Origin of the sequence: Rummeliibacillus pycnus, from assembly GCF_050459865.1 — a bacterium.
Classification (GTDB): domain Bacteria; phylum Bacillota; class Bacilli; order Bacillales_A; family Planococcaceae; genus Rummeliibacillus; species Rummeliibacillus pycnus_B.
In genome coordinates this window covers 57,585-74,157 of record NZ_JBCMNM010000021.1, presented here as the reverse complement: position 1 = coordinate 74,157, position 16,573 = coordinate 57,585, and the positions used below count along the sequence as shown (strand labels likewise).

Here is a 16,573-nt window from a genome sequence, read left to right as displayed (position 1 = left end):
ATCTCGCTGTGGGGTCTCATCTAGCTCGTTTTCCCACAGGAGTTTCCGCTAATTCCACCTCAACAAAGATAGCTGGATTTAAAATACAATATAACTCAATACATAAAACACGCCAGTTTGCACTAAGTTCAATACGAATAATGCAACAATTGGCGAAATATCAATCATACCAATAGGCGGGATAAAACGTCTAAAGATATCCAAGTATGGATCACAAATTTTAGCTAAAATTCTTCCCACCGTAGATCCGTAAGCTGCTGGTATCCAAGACATCAGAATATACACAATTAGCGCAATTGAATAAATCTGAAATAAGTAATTAACAATTGTAAATATTGCCATTAATAGTTAAACTCCTCTATTGTAAATCTTCATAGTAATAATCTGAAATATTTCCGTCTACTTCTACGTTATCTGGTGTACATAAGAATATATCGGTACCGATTCGTTTGATGTCTCCACCTAAGGCAAAAATAGTTCCACTTAAAAAATCGATGATTCGTATTCCTTGTTCTCGATCAATACGTTGTAAATTAACCACAACAGCCCGCTTGTTTTTTAAATTATCAGCAATATCTTGCGCTTCTGCATAAACACGTGGTTCAGATAAAACAACTTTTGATGTTTTTTGTGTAATACTTACAAGATTAGGGACATTTGAATGCTCTACTTGTTTTTGACGTTCTTTTACTGTTGGTTTCTTAACAGCTGCTGGTTTACTTACCGCCGGCTTTACTTGTTGTCTTGGAACTGATGTTGCTGTTTGCTGACGAACAGATTCTTGTTGCACATCCTGTTCTTCCACATAGTCATCATCCTCTTCCAAATAGAAAAAGTTTTTCAGTTTATCTTTCACCTTCATTAGATTCCCTTCTTTCATTGCCAACTAGAGCTGTGCCAATGCGGACGAACGTAGCACCTTCTTCAATCGCAATTTCATAGTCGTTAGACATGCCCATTGAAAGTTCTGTGCATGGCGCGTATTCATAACCTTTACTAGCAATCTCTAACTGTAATTTTTTTAGATCTTTAAAAACACTTCGAATAAGTTCTTTATCTTCTGTGTTAGGTGCCATTGTCATCAAGCCTGCCACACGAATATGTGGATAGTCTGATAATTGTTCGATAAAGGTTGGCAATTCTACCGGTGATAGACCGTGTTTTGCCTCTTCACCGGATACATTAACTTGTACAAAACAGTTTACTGGGTGATTGACACGTTTATTAATTTCTTCTGCTAAACTAATACGATCAAGCGAATGTAAATAATCAATTTGATCAATTACTTTTCGAACTTTTCTTGTTTGCATAGAACCAATGTAATGCCAAGTTGCATGATTTGCAATTGTTTCATGTTTTTCTAATAACCCTTCAGGTCGATTTTCGCCTAAATGAGTTAAGCCGGCATCTATTGCTTCAATAGCTCGTTCCGTAGAAACTTGCTTTGTAACTGCAATAATTGTGATATCAGAAATTTCTCTGCCAGCTTTTTTTACAGCATTTTGGATGTTTTTTTGAATATCTTGTAAATTATCAATAATTAATGTCATAGTAGCCTCTTTTTTTTAAAGATACTTGTTACCTAATTGTATCAAGCCTAGTGAGATTTATCAATGAATACCATATTCTTCAGTCCAATCCTTTTACTAATATGATATCTTTTCCAACTACAATAATATCTTCAATAGGGATTTTCAAAGTTTCCTTTTGATTACTAGAGAATGACATGAATTTTTTGGGTTCTGCAACTACAAAAGCTTCAACATATCCAGTATCTTTATGAACAACCGCATCTTCAACATATCCTAAGAAGCGTCCACTATTTGCAGCAATTATTTCTTTACGTTGAATTTCTGAAAAGCGCATTCGCATCCCTCCTAGAGCATTTTATGTATGCAAATGAAAAAAAAGCATCAATCCATTCAAGATTGATGCTAATTTAAAAGCGAAAACGCTTGTATATTATTTCTCACTCGCTTGTTCTTGAATCGTTTTAAGTGCACTTTTTTCTAATCTAGAAATTTGCGCTTGCGAAATTCCTAAATCTTTCGCAATTTCTGTTTGAGTATGACCATAATAATAACGTTTAGAGAGAATATTTTGTTGCCTTCTATCTAATTTTTGTATTTGTTCTTTAATGGATACATACGTCAACCAGCGATCCTCAGAAACTGTTTGGTCTTTTAACTGATCCATCATGTATACAGGATCTCCTCCATCAGCATATATCGGCTCATGCAAGGACATAGGCTCTTGAATTGCATCAAGTGCAAATAATATATCTTCCTGTGGTAAACCTGTCATACGTGCCAAATCAGTTAAATTAGGTTCACGTAATTCTTCAGTTAAAAATTGCTCTTTTGCTTGCATTGCTTTATATGCTATATCACGTAATGATCTAGATACACGTAGTGGATGATGATCTCTTAAGTGTCTTCTAATTTCACCTATAATCATTGGTACTGCATAGGTTGAAAATCGAACATTATGTGATAAGTCAAAATGGTCAATTGATTTTAATAGCCCAATACATCCTACTTGAAACAAATCATCAGCCTGCTCACCTCTATAAGCAAATCGACCGACGATGCTTAATACTAACCGTAAATTACCCATCACAAGTTGTTCTCTTACTTCTTCTTGTCCACTTTGCAATGCAACAAATAATTGCCGCATTTCTTCATGCTTCAAAACAGGTAACGTGGATGTATCAACACCACATATTTCAACTTTTGTTCGCATATTTTGCCCTCCGGATGCTTTATCACTGTTAGTAAATTCAGTGTGTCCGAAACGGATAATTATATGCGTATTATTTCTCTCCAAATTCAACCATTATGACGTTAGTTGATTCAAATGATTACGCAATTCTTGGATGATTTTCTTTTCTAAACGAGAAATATAAGATTGAGAAATACCTAAATGATCTGCTACTTCCTTTTGTGTCATTTCTTCTTTTCCTGCAAGCCCGAAACGACACTCCATAATATAACGTTCTCTTTCATCTAATTTTTGAATAGCATGAAACATATGTTGTCGCTCCATCTTTTTTTCCACATCATCTGTGATTAAATCTTCGTCTGTTCCTAATATATCGGATAGGAGTAACTCATTGCCATCACCATCCGAATTTAACGGCTCGTCTAATGACACTTCTCCCTTCATACGGCTCGTTTTTCGTAGATGCATTAATATTTCATTTTCAATACATCTAGAGGCGTATGTAGCTAATTTTATTTTCTTATCTGCATTAAAAGTTTCGATTGCTTTTATTAAACCAATTGAGCCAATACTGATTAAATCTTCAATAGGCGTTTTAGCATTATCAAATCGTCTTGCAATATACACAACAAGTCTTAAATTATGTTCGATTAATACATCTCTTGCATGCATATCACCATTCTTGAAAGCCGAAATCATCTCTTGCTCTTCCTCTTTTTTTAAAGGTGTCGGCAAGGATTCATGACTACCAATATAAAATGTACCTGTTTGCCTAAAGTTTGCAATTGCTTCAACTAACCAACGCCAAAATCGACGAATCATTAGTAAAACCTCCATTCATTAAATGTGATATAAAGCAGTAAAATGTAATATGGCATCTGCCTCTTGTGGAAACGGGGTGTTTTGAATTGTAATAATAAAAAAACCAGGTGAGATTGGGCGAGTTTCTTCGTCCATAATAAGCCATTTATCATAACGAAGAGCTAAACTATATGTCTTTTTCTCTTGAACAGTCGTAATTGGAATAACGGCCACTCTTTTGAGGTATTCTTCTGGGAACATATCCAAATCATACGGCTCATTTACATCCCACTGAAACAACGCCATTTTAAGATTTTCAGGTAAAGAGTGTTCAATTGCTTTATAACGTACAAAATGAACAGATTTTCCGGATAACGGCTCAACTGTCGTATTTCCTGTATCTATAAAACATTTTAATGAAATGCTGATTTCTCCTATTTGCAATTCACATAATTGAACTAAACGCTGCTGCAAAGTATCACCTCTTGCAACCAGCATTCGACTTTTCAACAAAAATAACCCAGCAGTTGCTACAACACCACTTATTATGATTAAGGTAAATACAGAAGTATGCATCCATAACGGTTCGAATGCGGTAAATAATCCACCTGCAAACAATGCCGCTACAAAACACATAAGTGCTGCCTTCCACCATCTACGGATTTGTATACCAAAAGCAATTGAAATCATTAAAATAAAAGCAATGACCATCATGAGAAATTGGTGACCAAAAATAACGATCCAAATACCAGCAACAAAAGCACTGACTATTAGTCGAATTCTTTTTTGCTGCATATAACAAATTGAATTGGTAAAGGAAAGAATGACATAATTAAAAAGGGCGTTGATTAATATCAGTACTTCGCCATACAATTCACCACCTCCCACATAAAAAAGGTAACATATGATATCTTCAAAAATTGTCAAAGGGTGAATGAAGAAAGCAGAAACTTTCCGACAGAAATACACATTTTTCTAAGTAACTTTCCTTTAGCAAAAATACTTCTAGCCAATAATTTGATAACATTTTAAAATTCTACAGACAACCTCCTGCGATTACTCGAGGCAGAAAAAACCCCGAACTCTTGAGAGCACAGAAAACTCTCACTACAGGGGCACTCATACTAGTTTTAGCTGTAAATTTTTCTTTGCACCGAAAAAGATAGCGTCAGATACAGGCGTGTACGTGCATTCACCTCTACTTTTCAACAACTTTCTCTAAATTGTGTAAATCAACTAATACTGAATCTATTTTTATACACAAAAAAAAGCTATCTACTATGTATTCTAAGTAGATAGCTTTTTCGCTTGTAGATTTATGGATTAACGGCGTTTGTTACGGTTACGTAAAAATGTCGGAATATCCAGTCCATCATCTTGTGAATTTGATTGATATTGAGTTGTTTGACGTGGAATTTCTTGTACAGGCTGAACAACTTCTTCTGAACGTATTTCGCGACTTGCCATTTGATGAACAGGCGCTTGTTGACGAGACGCACCAATTCCACTACGGTTCATAGTACGGCCTTCAAATTGAGGTTCTTCTTCAGAAAACTCAGTTGCAATGACTGTAACCACGATTTCATCTTTTAAATTATCATTGATTACAGCACCAAAGATAATATTAACATCTTCATCAGATGCTGATGATACAATATCAGCTGCTTCTTGAACTTCATATAGACTCAAATTAGAGCCACCAGTCATATTCATAAGTACACCTTTTGCTCCATGAATAGAAGTTTCAAGTAATGGACTTGAAATTGCTTTTTTGGCAGCTTCAACAGCTCGTGTTTCACCTGAAGCAATACCAATACCCATTAATGCAGAACCTTTGTTTGACATAATTGTTTTAACATCGGCAAAGTCTAGGTTGATTAAACCAGGTACAGCGATTAAATCGGAGATACCTTGTACACCTTGACGAAGAACATTATCAGCTTCACGGAATGCTTCAAGCATCGGTGTGTTTTTATCAACAATTTCCAATAAACGATCATTTGGAATAACGATTAATGTATCAACTGCCTCTTTCATAGCAGCTGTTCCATTAATGGCCTGTTTTTGACGTTTTTTCCCTTCAAAAGTGAATGGTCGAGTTACAACGCCAACTGTTAACGCACCAAGATCCTTAGCGATTTGAGCAATGACAGGTGCTGCACCAGTACCTGTACCGCCACCCATACCTGCAGTTACGAAAACCATGTCCGCACCACTTAAGGCTTCTTCAATTTGTTCTTTGCTTTCTTCTGCAGCTTTTTTACCTACTTCTGGGTTAGCACCTGCTCCTAATCCACGAGTCGATTTAGCACCAATTTGTAATTTCACTTCGGCATTTGATAATTTTAATGCTTGTGCATCAGTATTTACGGCGATAAATTCTACACCTTGTACACCATGTTCAATCATTCGGTTTACGGCATTATTACCTCCACCACCAACACCGATAACTTTAATAATAGCAAGTTGATCGTCATTTGCATCAAATTCTAACATCTCTATTCCTCCTAATTCTGTTAATAATGTGTAGAGAACATCGCCCTTATTATTCTAAAAATCTATTAAAGAAACCCTTAACTTTCGTAAGCACACCATCTCTATGCTCTTGTGATTCATATGGAGAAGCACCTTTTTGTTGATCAATATGATGTTCTTCACGTCCAACTGGTCCCAAAGGAACGTTATCAATGGCATCCCGATTAAATTGTGATTCTTTGTATGCATAACGTATTAAATTAACTGCTGCAGTGTATTCAGGTTCTCTCACGCCAATGTAATCAGGCGTATAAATCTTGACACTTGTTTGTAAAATATGACGTGCTAATTGAGGGAGACCTTCTAATTTTGCAACGCCACCAGTCAATACCACTCCACCTGGCAAATCCTGAATACCCATTCGATATAATTCATCAATAATTAAGTCGAATAATTCTTCAAGTCTAACGCCAATAATTTCGGATATGTATCTTTGACTAAATTGTTCTTTTGTATCTGCACCTATTACTGGAACTTCAAATAGTTCATCTTCTGAAGCATCGTCATAATAAGCATGTCCAAATTCTGTTTTGATCTTTTCTGCTTGTTCTGTAGGTGTTTTTAATACAATTGATAAATCTTTTGTAATATGTTCACCGCCAACTGGAATCATTGCTGTATGCAAAAAATGACCATCTTTGAATACTGCAATCGTAGTTGAACCTCCACCGATATCGATGAATGCTGTCCCACGGTTACGATCATCTTCAGTTAATGCAAATTCGCCTGAGGCTAATGGTTGCAAATAAATTTGTTGAATTTCTAAACCAGCTTTTTCAACACAACGTAAAACATTGTGTAAAACTGTTTTCGATGTAGTAATCATCGTTCCATCCATTTCCAAACGAATACCAATCATCCCTCTAGGATCATTAATTCCATCTAGACCATCCACAATATATTGAATTGGAACAATATTGACTAATTCGCGATCGGGTGGAATAGACATTAGTTGTGCAGATTCTATTACACGATCTAAATCCACATCTGTAATTTCACGATTCTCACTATTTACCGCTACTACACCTTTAACAGCGTGTAATTGAACTTGATTTGCAGGGATACCTAGAATGACTTTATTAATAGACATTCCTACCATTCTTTCAGCTTGGTCAATCGCTTTTTTTATAGATTGAACAGTTGTATCTATATCTACAATACTCCCACGCCGAATACCTGCTGACTTAACATTACCAACACCAATTACATGCACAGTCTCATCATTAACCTCTCCGATGAGGACTTTTACAGAAGAAGAACCTATATCTAATGAAACGTATAATTCTGAATGACTCAAACTGTGGCACCTCCTTCAACAACTCTTAGTAATTATTCTATTGTAAAATTATGAACTTGTCTAAATAAATTCCTGAAAACCATTTAAAATTCCTTCATTTATACTGTTTTTTTTAACTTTAGATGTATTTTTTATTATTTACATAGTATTAAAAGCTAGAAATGTTATTTGTTAAAGCATAAAAGATTCCAGAATACTATTAAAATAGTATATAACACATACTTTTAAATGTTATTTTCAAAAAATAGTTATTTAGTCGTACTTCCAAACCAACTTTCTATCTCACTCATATCATTTCCATTAAGCTAAGATTACTATATTTATAGCATAATTAAAACTGATTACTAGAATAAATAGCATAAATTTTGATTATTTATACAATTATTGAATTATAGGACAAAATTACTTTGTAGATTCCCCATATTCACTTTTATAAGAACGATAAAAACTTCCGACTTCTAGGTCAATTACCCCTTTTTCACCTTTTTTAATTTGTGAAATGATTGAAGGATAATATTTCAATTTTGATGCTAATGTAGGTATTGATGCTCTAACTTCATATCCATCATTCATAAACATTTGAATCGCATACGGATTTGAATCATTAGGAATGGCATTTATTTGAGAGATTAATGTTGTTAATTCCGGATTCAACTTGCTTAGTTGTTGAATCATTTTCATTCTCGTTTTTTCATCCTCAAAACCTACTAAAATCGGCAAATTCAAACTAGAAGGTATATTATTCAAAGGTAGAATTGTACCGTTATTTAACACCAAATTATATTGGTCATTCTCTTTTAAATATGCGACTTGATCATATTCAGTAATAGAAATCGTAATATCATTCAGCCATTTTCTTTTAATTGACACGTTCTTTACAATTTGTTGTTCCTTTAGTAATTTTTCAATTGTACTACTTTTGAAATCCCATAGAGAATCTCCTTTTTCAAGACCGCTATGTTTTATGTAATATTCTTTACTCTTAAGGTGATTTCCTTCTACCGTAATTTTTTCAATGTGACTTAAGGGAGATTGAAAATATAGAAGTGTCAGTAAGGTTATAACGAAAATGGCAATAAGCATGATAAAACGACGATTCGTTCTTTTTTTTCGGCGTTCTTTTAATGTCGGAATTCGTTCTTCGATATCTATAATTTTTTCCAAACTGATCACTCCCTTCTATAAGTTATCTTTCTTTCGAAAAGTTCCAAACAATTCCTATGGCAATCCATGTAACAACAAGCGATGTACCACCGTAACTAATAAATGGCAAAGTTACACCTGTTACAGGCAGTAACCCTGAAACAACTCCAATATTCAAAAACGCTTGAAAACCAATCATCCCTATCAATGTTGCAATACTATATAACGATACTTTAAGACTCGATTTATATGCTAATTTAAAACCAGAATAGATTAGTAATCCAAAAGTGCAAATAATTGTTGCAGCTCCGATAAACCCCATCTCTTCTGCAATAATAGAGAAGATAAAATCGTTCTGTGGTTCAGGTAAGTATAAATACTTCTGCCGACTATTTCCAAAGCCAAAACCATATAATCCTGCTGGTCCTATAGCGAGCAATGACTGGATTGCTTGAAATCCACTACCAAGAGGATCAGACCATGGATCCAAAAATGCCTCTATTCTTTTTAAACGATATGGTGCTGATAGAACTAATCCTACCAATCCTAAAACACCAGCAACAATTAAGAATGCATAAAAACGAATTGGATATCCAGCTATGAAGAATAGTAAAAACACAGAAACGATTAAAATAAAGGCTGAACCGAAATCAGGTTGTAACATAATGAGAGCTATAGGTAAAAATAAATAAACAAAATGTCGCAAGTGAATTTTAGATTCCGTAGCTTTTTGCTTTGCTAAAATAAAGCTCAGTTTAACGATTGTTGCAATTTTGGTAAGTTCCGACGGTTGAAGACTAAGGGGTCCTAGTGCAATCCAACTTTGAGATCCATTTCGAACTACACCAATTCCTGGAATTAGTACTGCAACAAGTAATAGTATCGACATCCAATAAAAGAATGTCCAAGTCTTTTCCAATTGTAACCCTTTATATCGGCTACAAATGAAAAAGGCAAATAAAGCTACTGCTAAATAAATCAATTGTTTAACTAAAAAAGGTGCTGTTTGACCGTAATGAACCTTTCCCCAGTAAGTACCTGCTGAGTATACAAAAACAATGCCAATGACAGTTAAAAATGACGTTGCAATTATTAACCAAAGTCTTTCACGCTGAATCAGGCACGGCATCCTTCCTTTTACTTAATAACTGTTACTTTAAATTCATAACTGCTTCGATAAACAAATCTCCACGCGTTTCAAAGTTTGGATATTGATCCCAACTTGCACAGGCAGGTGAAAGTAAAATAACATCACCTTCATTTGATATTTCCGCTGCTTTTGGTACAGCTTCTCGGATGTTCTCAGCATGTACGATTAAATTTACACCACAAGAAGTAGCGAAATCTGCAAATCGCTCTGCAGTTTGACCAGATACCACAACTGCACGTACATTTGACATAAATGGACGTAATTCTTCAAATGAATGACCACGATCTAAACCACCTGCTAGTAATACAATAGGGTTTTTAAATGCTGCAATGGCACTACGAGTAGCGAGGGTGTTTGTTGCTTTTGAGTCATTAAAGAATTTACGTTGATTCCATTCACGAACAAACTGTGTACGGTGTTTTACTCCTGTAAATGAATTTAAGACATGTTCCATTTTATCTTTAGGACAATTCATAATAATAGCTGCTGCTACTGCTGTAAGTACATTTTCTAAGTTATGTTTACCAGGTAGAGCAATGATATCACGTTTCATAAATGGTTTACCCAACCAGTAAATCATTTCATCATCTGCACTAATTCCCTCCTCATTGATATGAGTTGTTGTAAAGGGAATTAAATGTGCATTTGATTTTCTGGCATATGATGCAACAATTTCTTGGTCTTCGTTATAGATTAAATAATCTGATGCATCTTGATTACGTGTGATAGCAAATTTTGCATCACCATATGCTTCCATAGATCCATGATAATCAATATGTGCTTCATATAAATTTGTCCAAATAGCAATTTTCGGTTTAAATGTTTCAGTACCCATTAATTGGAACGAAGATAATTCTGTCACAACAATATTATCGGCTTTTGCCATTTCTGTTACAGTACAAGCTACTGTACCAATATTACCTGCGATTAATGGCTTTAAGCCACCTTGGTTCAAAATATGGTAAAGCAACGTAGTAGTTGTTGTTTTACCATTTGAACCTGTAATACCAATCATTGGTGCCTCACTAATTAAGTAAGCTAATTCTACTTCTGTCCATACAGGAATACCACGTTTTAAAGCATCTTCAACAATAATATTTGTATAAGGAATACCTGGGTTTTTAATAACTAATTCAAAGCCTTCATCCAACAAATCCTCAGGGTGACGACCACAAATAACTGTGATTCCTTGTTGTAAAAGTTTTTGAGCATCTTCGTTTTCTTCGAATGGTTTTGCATCATTTACTGTAACAAATGCGCCCATTTTATGAAGTAATTCAGCTGCTGCTACACCACTTTTTGCTAGACCTAATACTAATACTTTTTTGTGTTCCACCATGGCTATGTTTTTCATTATAATACCTCCGGAACCACTGCGATCAATGCCGCCACTAATGCTGTTAACCAGAACGTTAGGACAATACGCCATTCAGACCAACCGGATAGTTCGAAATGGTGATGTAGTGGACTCATTTTAAAAATTCTTTTACCTGTTAATTTGAAACTAGTTACTTGCATAATAACAGATAAAGTCTCTAGAACAAAAATTATTCCGATTAACAATAATAGAAGTTCTTGACCAACTAAGATGGATAACATAGCTAATGCCCCACCTAATGCTAGTGAACCAGTATCTCCCATAAATACTCTTGCAGGATTTGCGTTGAAGATTAAAAATCCAAGTAAGGCACCTACAACAGCAAAGGCGAAAATAGCAGCATCTAATTGATCATTTAAGAGTGCCAATACACCATAGGCCGCAAAAGCAATAGAAGCTGTTCCTGATACCAATCCGTCTAATCCATCTGTTAAATTGACTGCATTTGAAAAGCCAACTAACCAGAAGACTAAAAACAGCATATAGAATACTCCTAAGTGTATTGCAAAATCTGTAAACGGAATTTGAACTGTATTATGAAACGTTCCTAATTTCAATAAGAAATAGGCCGCAATCGAAATAACAATTTGTGCAATTAATTTTTGTAAAGAAGTTAAACCCAAATTACGTTTGAAAATGATTTTGAGTCCGTCATCTAAAAATCCAACTACTCCGAATCCAACAAGAACAAGTATCAAAATAATTGTTTGAGATGTAAATGCACCCTTTACTAAACTCATAATAACTGTTGTTGCAATAATGGAAAGTAAGAAAATGACACCACCCATCGTAGGGGTACCTGCCTTTTTCATATGTGATTTTGGCCCTTCCTCGCGAATACTTTGACCAAATTTAAAACGTCTTAACATAGGAATAATAATCGGCCCTAAGACGACCGAAATAAAAAATGAAATTGCTAAAATAATTAGCATTGTTGGAATTGACATGAAAAAATTCTCCTTCTAACCTTCTTTAGTACATGTATTATCATAGTAGTTTCGGTTGCATTTTTAAAGACTAATATTACTGATTTTCTAAATAAACGTGAATAGTCCCATCTTTAACTATTTGTGCATCTGCTGCTGGAAGCTGAGATACAATTGTATTTCCTTCTCCATGCCATTCTAATCGGAACGGATATAACATTTCTGTAATTTCCTTTTTCGTTTTACCAACTAAATTAGGAACACGAACCTTTTCGATATCACCCCAACGATATGGCTTCTCCAACTGTTCTTTACGATTTTCAATACCAACTATCGGGTGAATATCCTCAATAATACGCCCAACAATCGGAGCCGCAATTACACCACCAAATTGAGGACCATTCTTTGGATTATCAATCGCTACATATACCACTACTTTAGGATCGTCTGCTGGAGCAAAGCCAATAAAGGAAACGATGTATTCTCCATCTTTGTAGCGCCCATTCTCTGCCTTTTGTGCTGTACCTGTTTTACCACCAATTCTCAAATGATCTCTATAGGCACCTCTTCCTGATCCATTTGCCACAACAGATTCAAGCGCTGCTCGAACTTTCGCAGATGTTTCCGGACGAATTACTTGGCCTTTTTGAGTAGGCTCATATGCCTTAAGAACTTTACCATTTTCACTATTAATGATGTTTTTGACGATATACGGCGTCATTAGTTTTCCACCATTAACAGCTGCAGAAACTGCCTGTACTTGTTGTATAGGTGTTACGGATATTCCTTGGCCAAATGAGGTCGTTGCATGCTCTACTGGACCATAATTTTTTGGTGAAAATAAAATACCTGTTGATTCCCCAGCCATATTAGAGCCTGTCACCTGTCCAAATCCAAAGTCACGGATATACTGCTGAAGTTTAGTAGGTCCAACACGTCTACCCATTTCGATAAATCCTGGGTTACAAGAATTTTCAACAACTTCAAGGAATGATTCTTGACCATGCCCTGATCGTTTCCAACAACGCAGCTTCGCCCCTTCAACCATGGCATAACCTGGATCATAAAATTGATCATTTTTCAAATCAACTACATTTTCTTCTAACGCTGCACTTAATGTTATGATTTTAAATGTAGATCCAGGTTCATATGTCATCCAAACAGGTAAATTCCGATTATAAATCTTCGAATCTACTTTTTGATACTCTGCTGGATTATATGTAGGAAATGAAGCAATTCCTAGAATTTCCCCAGAGTTAGGATTCATAGCGATTCCCATTGCTTGATCCGCATCATACTTTTCCATAGCTTGTGACAATTCTCTTTCAATTACCTTTTGCACATCTAAATCAACCGTCAACTCTAAAGTTGCACCATCCTGTCCATCCTTCCATCCGTCCTCTACGTGAGGTAAGGTGGCACCTTTTGCATCTGTAAATAAACGAATTGCTGATTGCTTGCCTAATAAGAGATCGTTATATTGATATTCTAACCCTGCTAGTCCTTGCATGTCACTACCAGTAAACCCTAATAATCTAGAGAGTAATACGCCATACGGATAATCTCTAATATAATCTAAACCTGTATAAAGCCCTGGAATTTGTAGCTGTTGTATTTGCTCAGCTAACTCATTAGTAATGTTTTTACCTTGTGGCGCAATCTTAATAATCGTTACTTTTTGTGAAAGTTTTTTTTCTAAATCTTTTTCGTCCATTTGTAATATTGGTGCCAATTGTGCTGCAACTTTTTCAGGTTCTTTGTTTTGAGCGGGCATAAAATAGAGTGTAGGTGCCAATTTATTTCCTACTAAAAGCTTGCCATTTCGATCGATAATATCGCCTCGTAAACTGTTCATCGGCACTTCACGGTCCCAATTCTCTTCCGCCTTTTTTGTCAAAAATTCATGTTGAATAAACTGGACAAAAATCAATTTTCCAATTAACAATAATCCCAAACAGATAAAAATCATTAAAATAAGTTTTAATCTCACACTAGCTTGTTTAGTTACCCACATTGTTCGACAAATCACACCTTTTTACATTCAAAGTATGATTGCAAAAAGGTGGCTATGCTTTATCTATTATATTCTTTTGAAACTACTTATATTGTTCTTGTGGTTTTTTTAATGTTAGTACTAATTTTTTATTGCCATCATATACTGTTCCAGCTTTAATATTTTGTGATTGTACGTATCCATCGCCCTGTACTTTTATCTCAATACCAGAAAGAGATTGATAAGTTAATATATCTCGTAATGACCACCCTTTAAAATCTGGTATCGATATATTACCTGATGTTTTAATAAACGCATGACTCTTTGGCAATACCGATTGACCTTTTTGGGGATATTGATCCGTAATTTTACCTTTAGATCCAATCATAACTGTTTGAATACTATTGGACTCTAGATTTGTAATGACTTCATCCGATTCTTTCCCCACGACATCTTCCATTTGAACGGACTTTGTAGAAACAGTATTACTAGGCTTGATATTCAAATACTTTAAGCTACTTTCCATTACCGTATTAAATACTTTTGAGGTTGGCTCCGAACCTACTTCTGTTACACCTAAGTTTGGACGTTCTACAGCAATGTACATGATTAATTTTGGATCTTTTACAGGAGCCATACCTAGGAATGAATAAAGGAAATCATTTTTCCCCCAATAGTAACCACCCGATGGATTTGGGATTTGAGCAGTACCTGTTTTACCTGCTACTTCGTATTCCTTACTTGCAAATTTTTGTGCAGTACCTTTTTCAGAAGTAACTGTTGTTGCTAATGTTTCTCTTACTTGCTTCGCTGTTTCTGCTGAAATAGGTTTACCTTTTACAGTCGGCTTATGTTCTTTAATAATTTTACCTGTGTTTGGATCAACAACTTTATCAATTACATAAGGTTGCATCATTTTACCGTCATTAGCAATTGCCGTTTCTGCCTGAATTAATTGAATTGGTGTCACTGTAGATCCTTGACCATACGTAGTTGTGACTCGGTTAATTGGATATTCATCTAAAATCTTACCAGTTGCTTCGTTTGGTAAATCAATACCGGTTTTTTGACCAAAACCAAATTTCTTCATGTACTCAATAAAAGTCTTGTCACCAATTTTTTCTAATAAATTTGCCATACCAACGTTTGAGGAACGTTGAATCCCTTCTAAATATGTAATTCTTCCCCAACCTACTTGGTTAGCATCTCGAATGGTACGGTCATATACTTTATATTGCCCTGACTGGTACGTGTCATTAGGGTTCCATTTACCTTCTTCAATTGCTGTTGCTAGCGTAAATGTTTTCATCGTTGAGCCTGGCTCAAGAGTAGTTTCAGTCATTGCGTTAATCCAACTGTTATCTAACCCTTCACCTGTCTGTGGATTAAAAGTTGGACGTTGAGAAACTGCTAGTATTTCACCCGTTTTAGGATCTGCTACAATACCAATCATTGACTTAGGCTTATATTGGTTGTACACCTTACTCATTGAATCTTCTAGGAAATTTTGGATTGTCTTATCTAATGTTAGATAAACATTATCTCCATCTTTAGCAGGTTGAACCATTTTCTCGCTATTCGGTAATAAATACCCTAGTAAGTCACTTTTGTACTGTACACTTCCGTTAACACCTGAAAGCTCTTTATTATAGATGGATTCTAATCCCATTTTCCCTACAGCAGGTGCTTGCGGGTCATCATTATCTTTTCGAGCTATTCCGATTAAATTGGAAGCGAATGTGCCATTTGGATAAAATCGTTTTTTATCTTCCATGAAGATAATACCAGGAAGTTCTTGTTTTGAAATTTCCTTCATCGTTGCATGACTAATATCGCGACCTGCTGAACCAAACTCTACTTGATAAGTTTCTTTGTTTTTAGGTGTTAGTTTTTTATAGATTTCATCTTCATCCATATCAATATATTGTGCTAATATGGCTGCTGTTTTTTTAGGATTTTCCACATGCATCACTTTTTTCGTACCCTTTGATGCCTTGGGATTTACAACTGCTACTAAACGATAACTAATTGCATCTTCAGCAATGACTTGTCCATGTTTATCTAAAATATTTCCTCGGTCTGCTGTAATTGTTTTTGTTTTTTCATATCTAGCCGTTGCTTTTGCAGCTAATTTTTGACCTTCTGCCTGGCCAGTTACTTGAATATAGAAAATTCTAAAAAACATTAAAAAAAATAAGAGCCCATAGATGATTAGCATCGTGGAGGCTCCCCATTGAAACTTACTCTTTTTCATTGTCCTGACACTGCTTTCACGTTTTTTTCATTGAGTTTTAATCCCAAAGCTTTCGCCTTTTTCCAAATACGATCATATGCTGAAAGTTCACTTACTTCCATAGACAATTCTGAGTTTTGTTTTTTAACTTCATCTATACTTGCTTCAGTCTTTTGAATTTCAACTGAAGTACTATTGATAGAAGATTGGATATTTAAATTCATTACAGCTATTACTGCAATCGCTGCAACCATTGCAATCATCAGAACTTTTTCAATTTTAGTGACTCTATTTTTGAAAGGTTTAGATTCAGTTTTTGGGACAAGCTTTTCAGTTATGTCTGGTTGCTGAATGTATATATGCTGTTCCTTCTGATCTAGTAGTGCCATGTTATCA

At 35.2% G+C, this 16,573-nt stretch carries 16 protein-coding genes; all 16 read right to left on the bottom strand.

Annotated elements, in window-relative coordinates; genetic code table 11:
- Window positions 1–78 precede the first annotated feature (78 nt).
- Entirely contained in the window at window positions 79–342 is a 264-nt protein-coding gene (locus ABE048_RS05735; protein ID WP_430309783.1) for a YggT family protein, read from the bottom strand.
- Window positions 343–358: 16 nt separating this feature from the next.
- On the bottom strand, window positions 359–862 hold the full coding sequence (locus ABE048_RS05730) for a cell division protein SepF (RefSeq protein WP_430309781.1): 504 nt from the start codon (window positions 860–862) through the stop codon (window positions 359–361).
- Complete coding sequence (locus tag ABE048_RS05725) at window positions 846–1,550, bottom strand: YggS family pyridoxal phosphate-dependent enzyme (protein WP_430309779.1); 705 nt, start codon at window positions 1,548–1,550, stop codon at window positions 846–848. Before ABE048_RS05725 ends, ABE048_RS05730 begins: the two co-directional genes overlap by 17 nt.
- A gap of 79 nt (window positions 1,551–1,629) precedes the next feature.
- On the bottom strand, window positions 1,630–1,866 hold the full coding sequence (locus ABE048_RS05720) for a PRC-barrel domain-containing protein (protein ID WP_430309778.1): 237 nt from the start codon (window positions 1,864–1,866) through the stop codon (window positions 1,630–1,632).
- 96 nt (window positions 1,867–1,962) lie between these two features.
- Window positions 1,963–2,742 (bottom strand): RNA polymerase sporulation sigma factor SigG, encoded by a 780-nt coding sequence (gene sigG, locus ABE048_RS05715; RefSeq protein WP_430309776.1) that lies wholly within the window; start codon window positions 2,740–2,742, stop codon window positions 1,963–1,965.
- 93 nt (window positions 2,743–2,835) lie between these two features.
- Window positions 2,836–3,543, bottom strand: a complete 708-nt coding sequence (gene sigE, locus ABE048_RS05710) for an RNA polymerase sporulation sigma factor SigE (RefSeq protein WP_430309774.1) — start codon at window positions 3,541–3,543, stop codon at window positions 2,836–2,838.
- An 18-nt stretch (window positions 3,544–3,561) separates the two neighbouring features.
- Window positions 3,562–4,395 (bottom strand): sigma-E processing peptidase SpoIIGA, encoded by an 834-nt coding sequence (locus ABE048_RS05705; RefSeq protein ID WP_430309773.1) that lies wholly within the window; start codon window positions 4,393–4,395, stop codon window positions 3,562–3,564.
- Window positions 4,396–4,845: 450 nt separating this feature from the next.
- Entirely contained in the window at window positions 4,846–6,018 is a 1,173-nt protein-coding gene (gene ftsZ / locus ABE048_RS05700) for a cell division protein FtsZ (protein WP_430309771.1), read from the bottom strand.
- Between the two features lie 49 nt (window positions 6,019–6,067).
- Window positions 6,068–7,354: a cell division protein FtsA gene (gene ftsA / locus ABE048_RS05695; protein WP_430309769.1), complete on the bottom strand. Its 1,287-nt coding sequence runs from the start codon at window positions 7,352–7,354 to the stop codon at window positions 6,068–6,070.
- A gap of 402 nt (window positions 7,355–7,756) precedes the next feature.
- Window positions 7,757–8,518, bottom strand: coding sequence for a cell division protein FtsQ/DivIB (locus ABE048_RS05690; protein ID WP_430309768.1), 762 nt, complete (start codon window positions 8,516–8,518; stop codon window positions 7,757–7,759).
- A gap of 22 nt (window positions 8,519–8,540) precedes the next feature.
- Window positions 8,541–9,626, bottom strand: a complete 1,086-nt coding sequence (gene ftsW / locus ABE048_RS05685; RefSeq protein WP_430309766.1) for a putative lipid II flippase FtsW — start codon at window positions 9,624–9,626, stop codon at window positions 8,541–8,543.
- A gap of 22 nt (window positions 9,627–9,648) precedes the next feature.
- Complete coding sequence (murD, locus tag ABE048_RS05680) at window positions 9,649–11,001, bottom strand: UDP-N-acetylmuramoyl-L-alanine--D-glutamate ligase (RefSeq protein WP_430309765.1); 1,353 nt, start codon at window positions 10,999–11,001, stop codon at window positions 9,649–9,651.
- Window positions 11,001–11,972, bottom strand: a complete 972-nt coding sequence (gene mraY / locus ABE048_RS05675; RefSeq protein WP_430309764.1) for a phospho-N-acetylmuramoyl-pentapeptide-transferase — start codon at window positions 11,970–11,972, stop codon at window positions 11,001–11,003. The genes murD and mraY overlap by 1 nt, the downstream gene beginning before the upstream one ends.
- A 76-nt stretch (window positions 11,973–12,048) precedes the next feature.
- Entirely contained in the window at window positions 12,049–13,965 is a 1,917-nt protein-coding gene (locus tag ABE048_RS05670; protein WP_430309763.1) for a stage V sporulation protein D, read from the bottom strand.
- Between the two features lie 82 nt (window positions 13,966–14,047).
- The gene (locus ABE048_RS05665) at window positions 14,048–16,162 is read right to left on the bottom strand and encodes a penicillin-binding protein (protein WP_430309761.1); all 2,115 of its coding nucleotides are present in this window, start codon (window positions 16,160–16,162) and stop codon (window positions 14,048–14,050) included.
- Between the two features lie 32 nt (window positions 16,163–16,194).
- Window positions 16,195–16,566 (bottom strand): cell division protein FtsL, encoded by a 372-nt coding sequence (gene ftsL, locus ABE048_RS05660; RefSeq protein ID WP_430309760.1) that lies wholly within the window; start codon window positions 16,564–16,566, stop codon window positions 16,195–16,197.
- Window positions 16,567–16,573 lie beyond the last annotated feature (7 nt).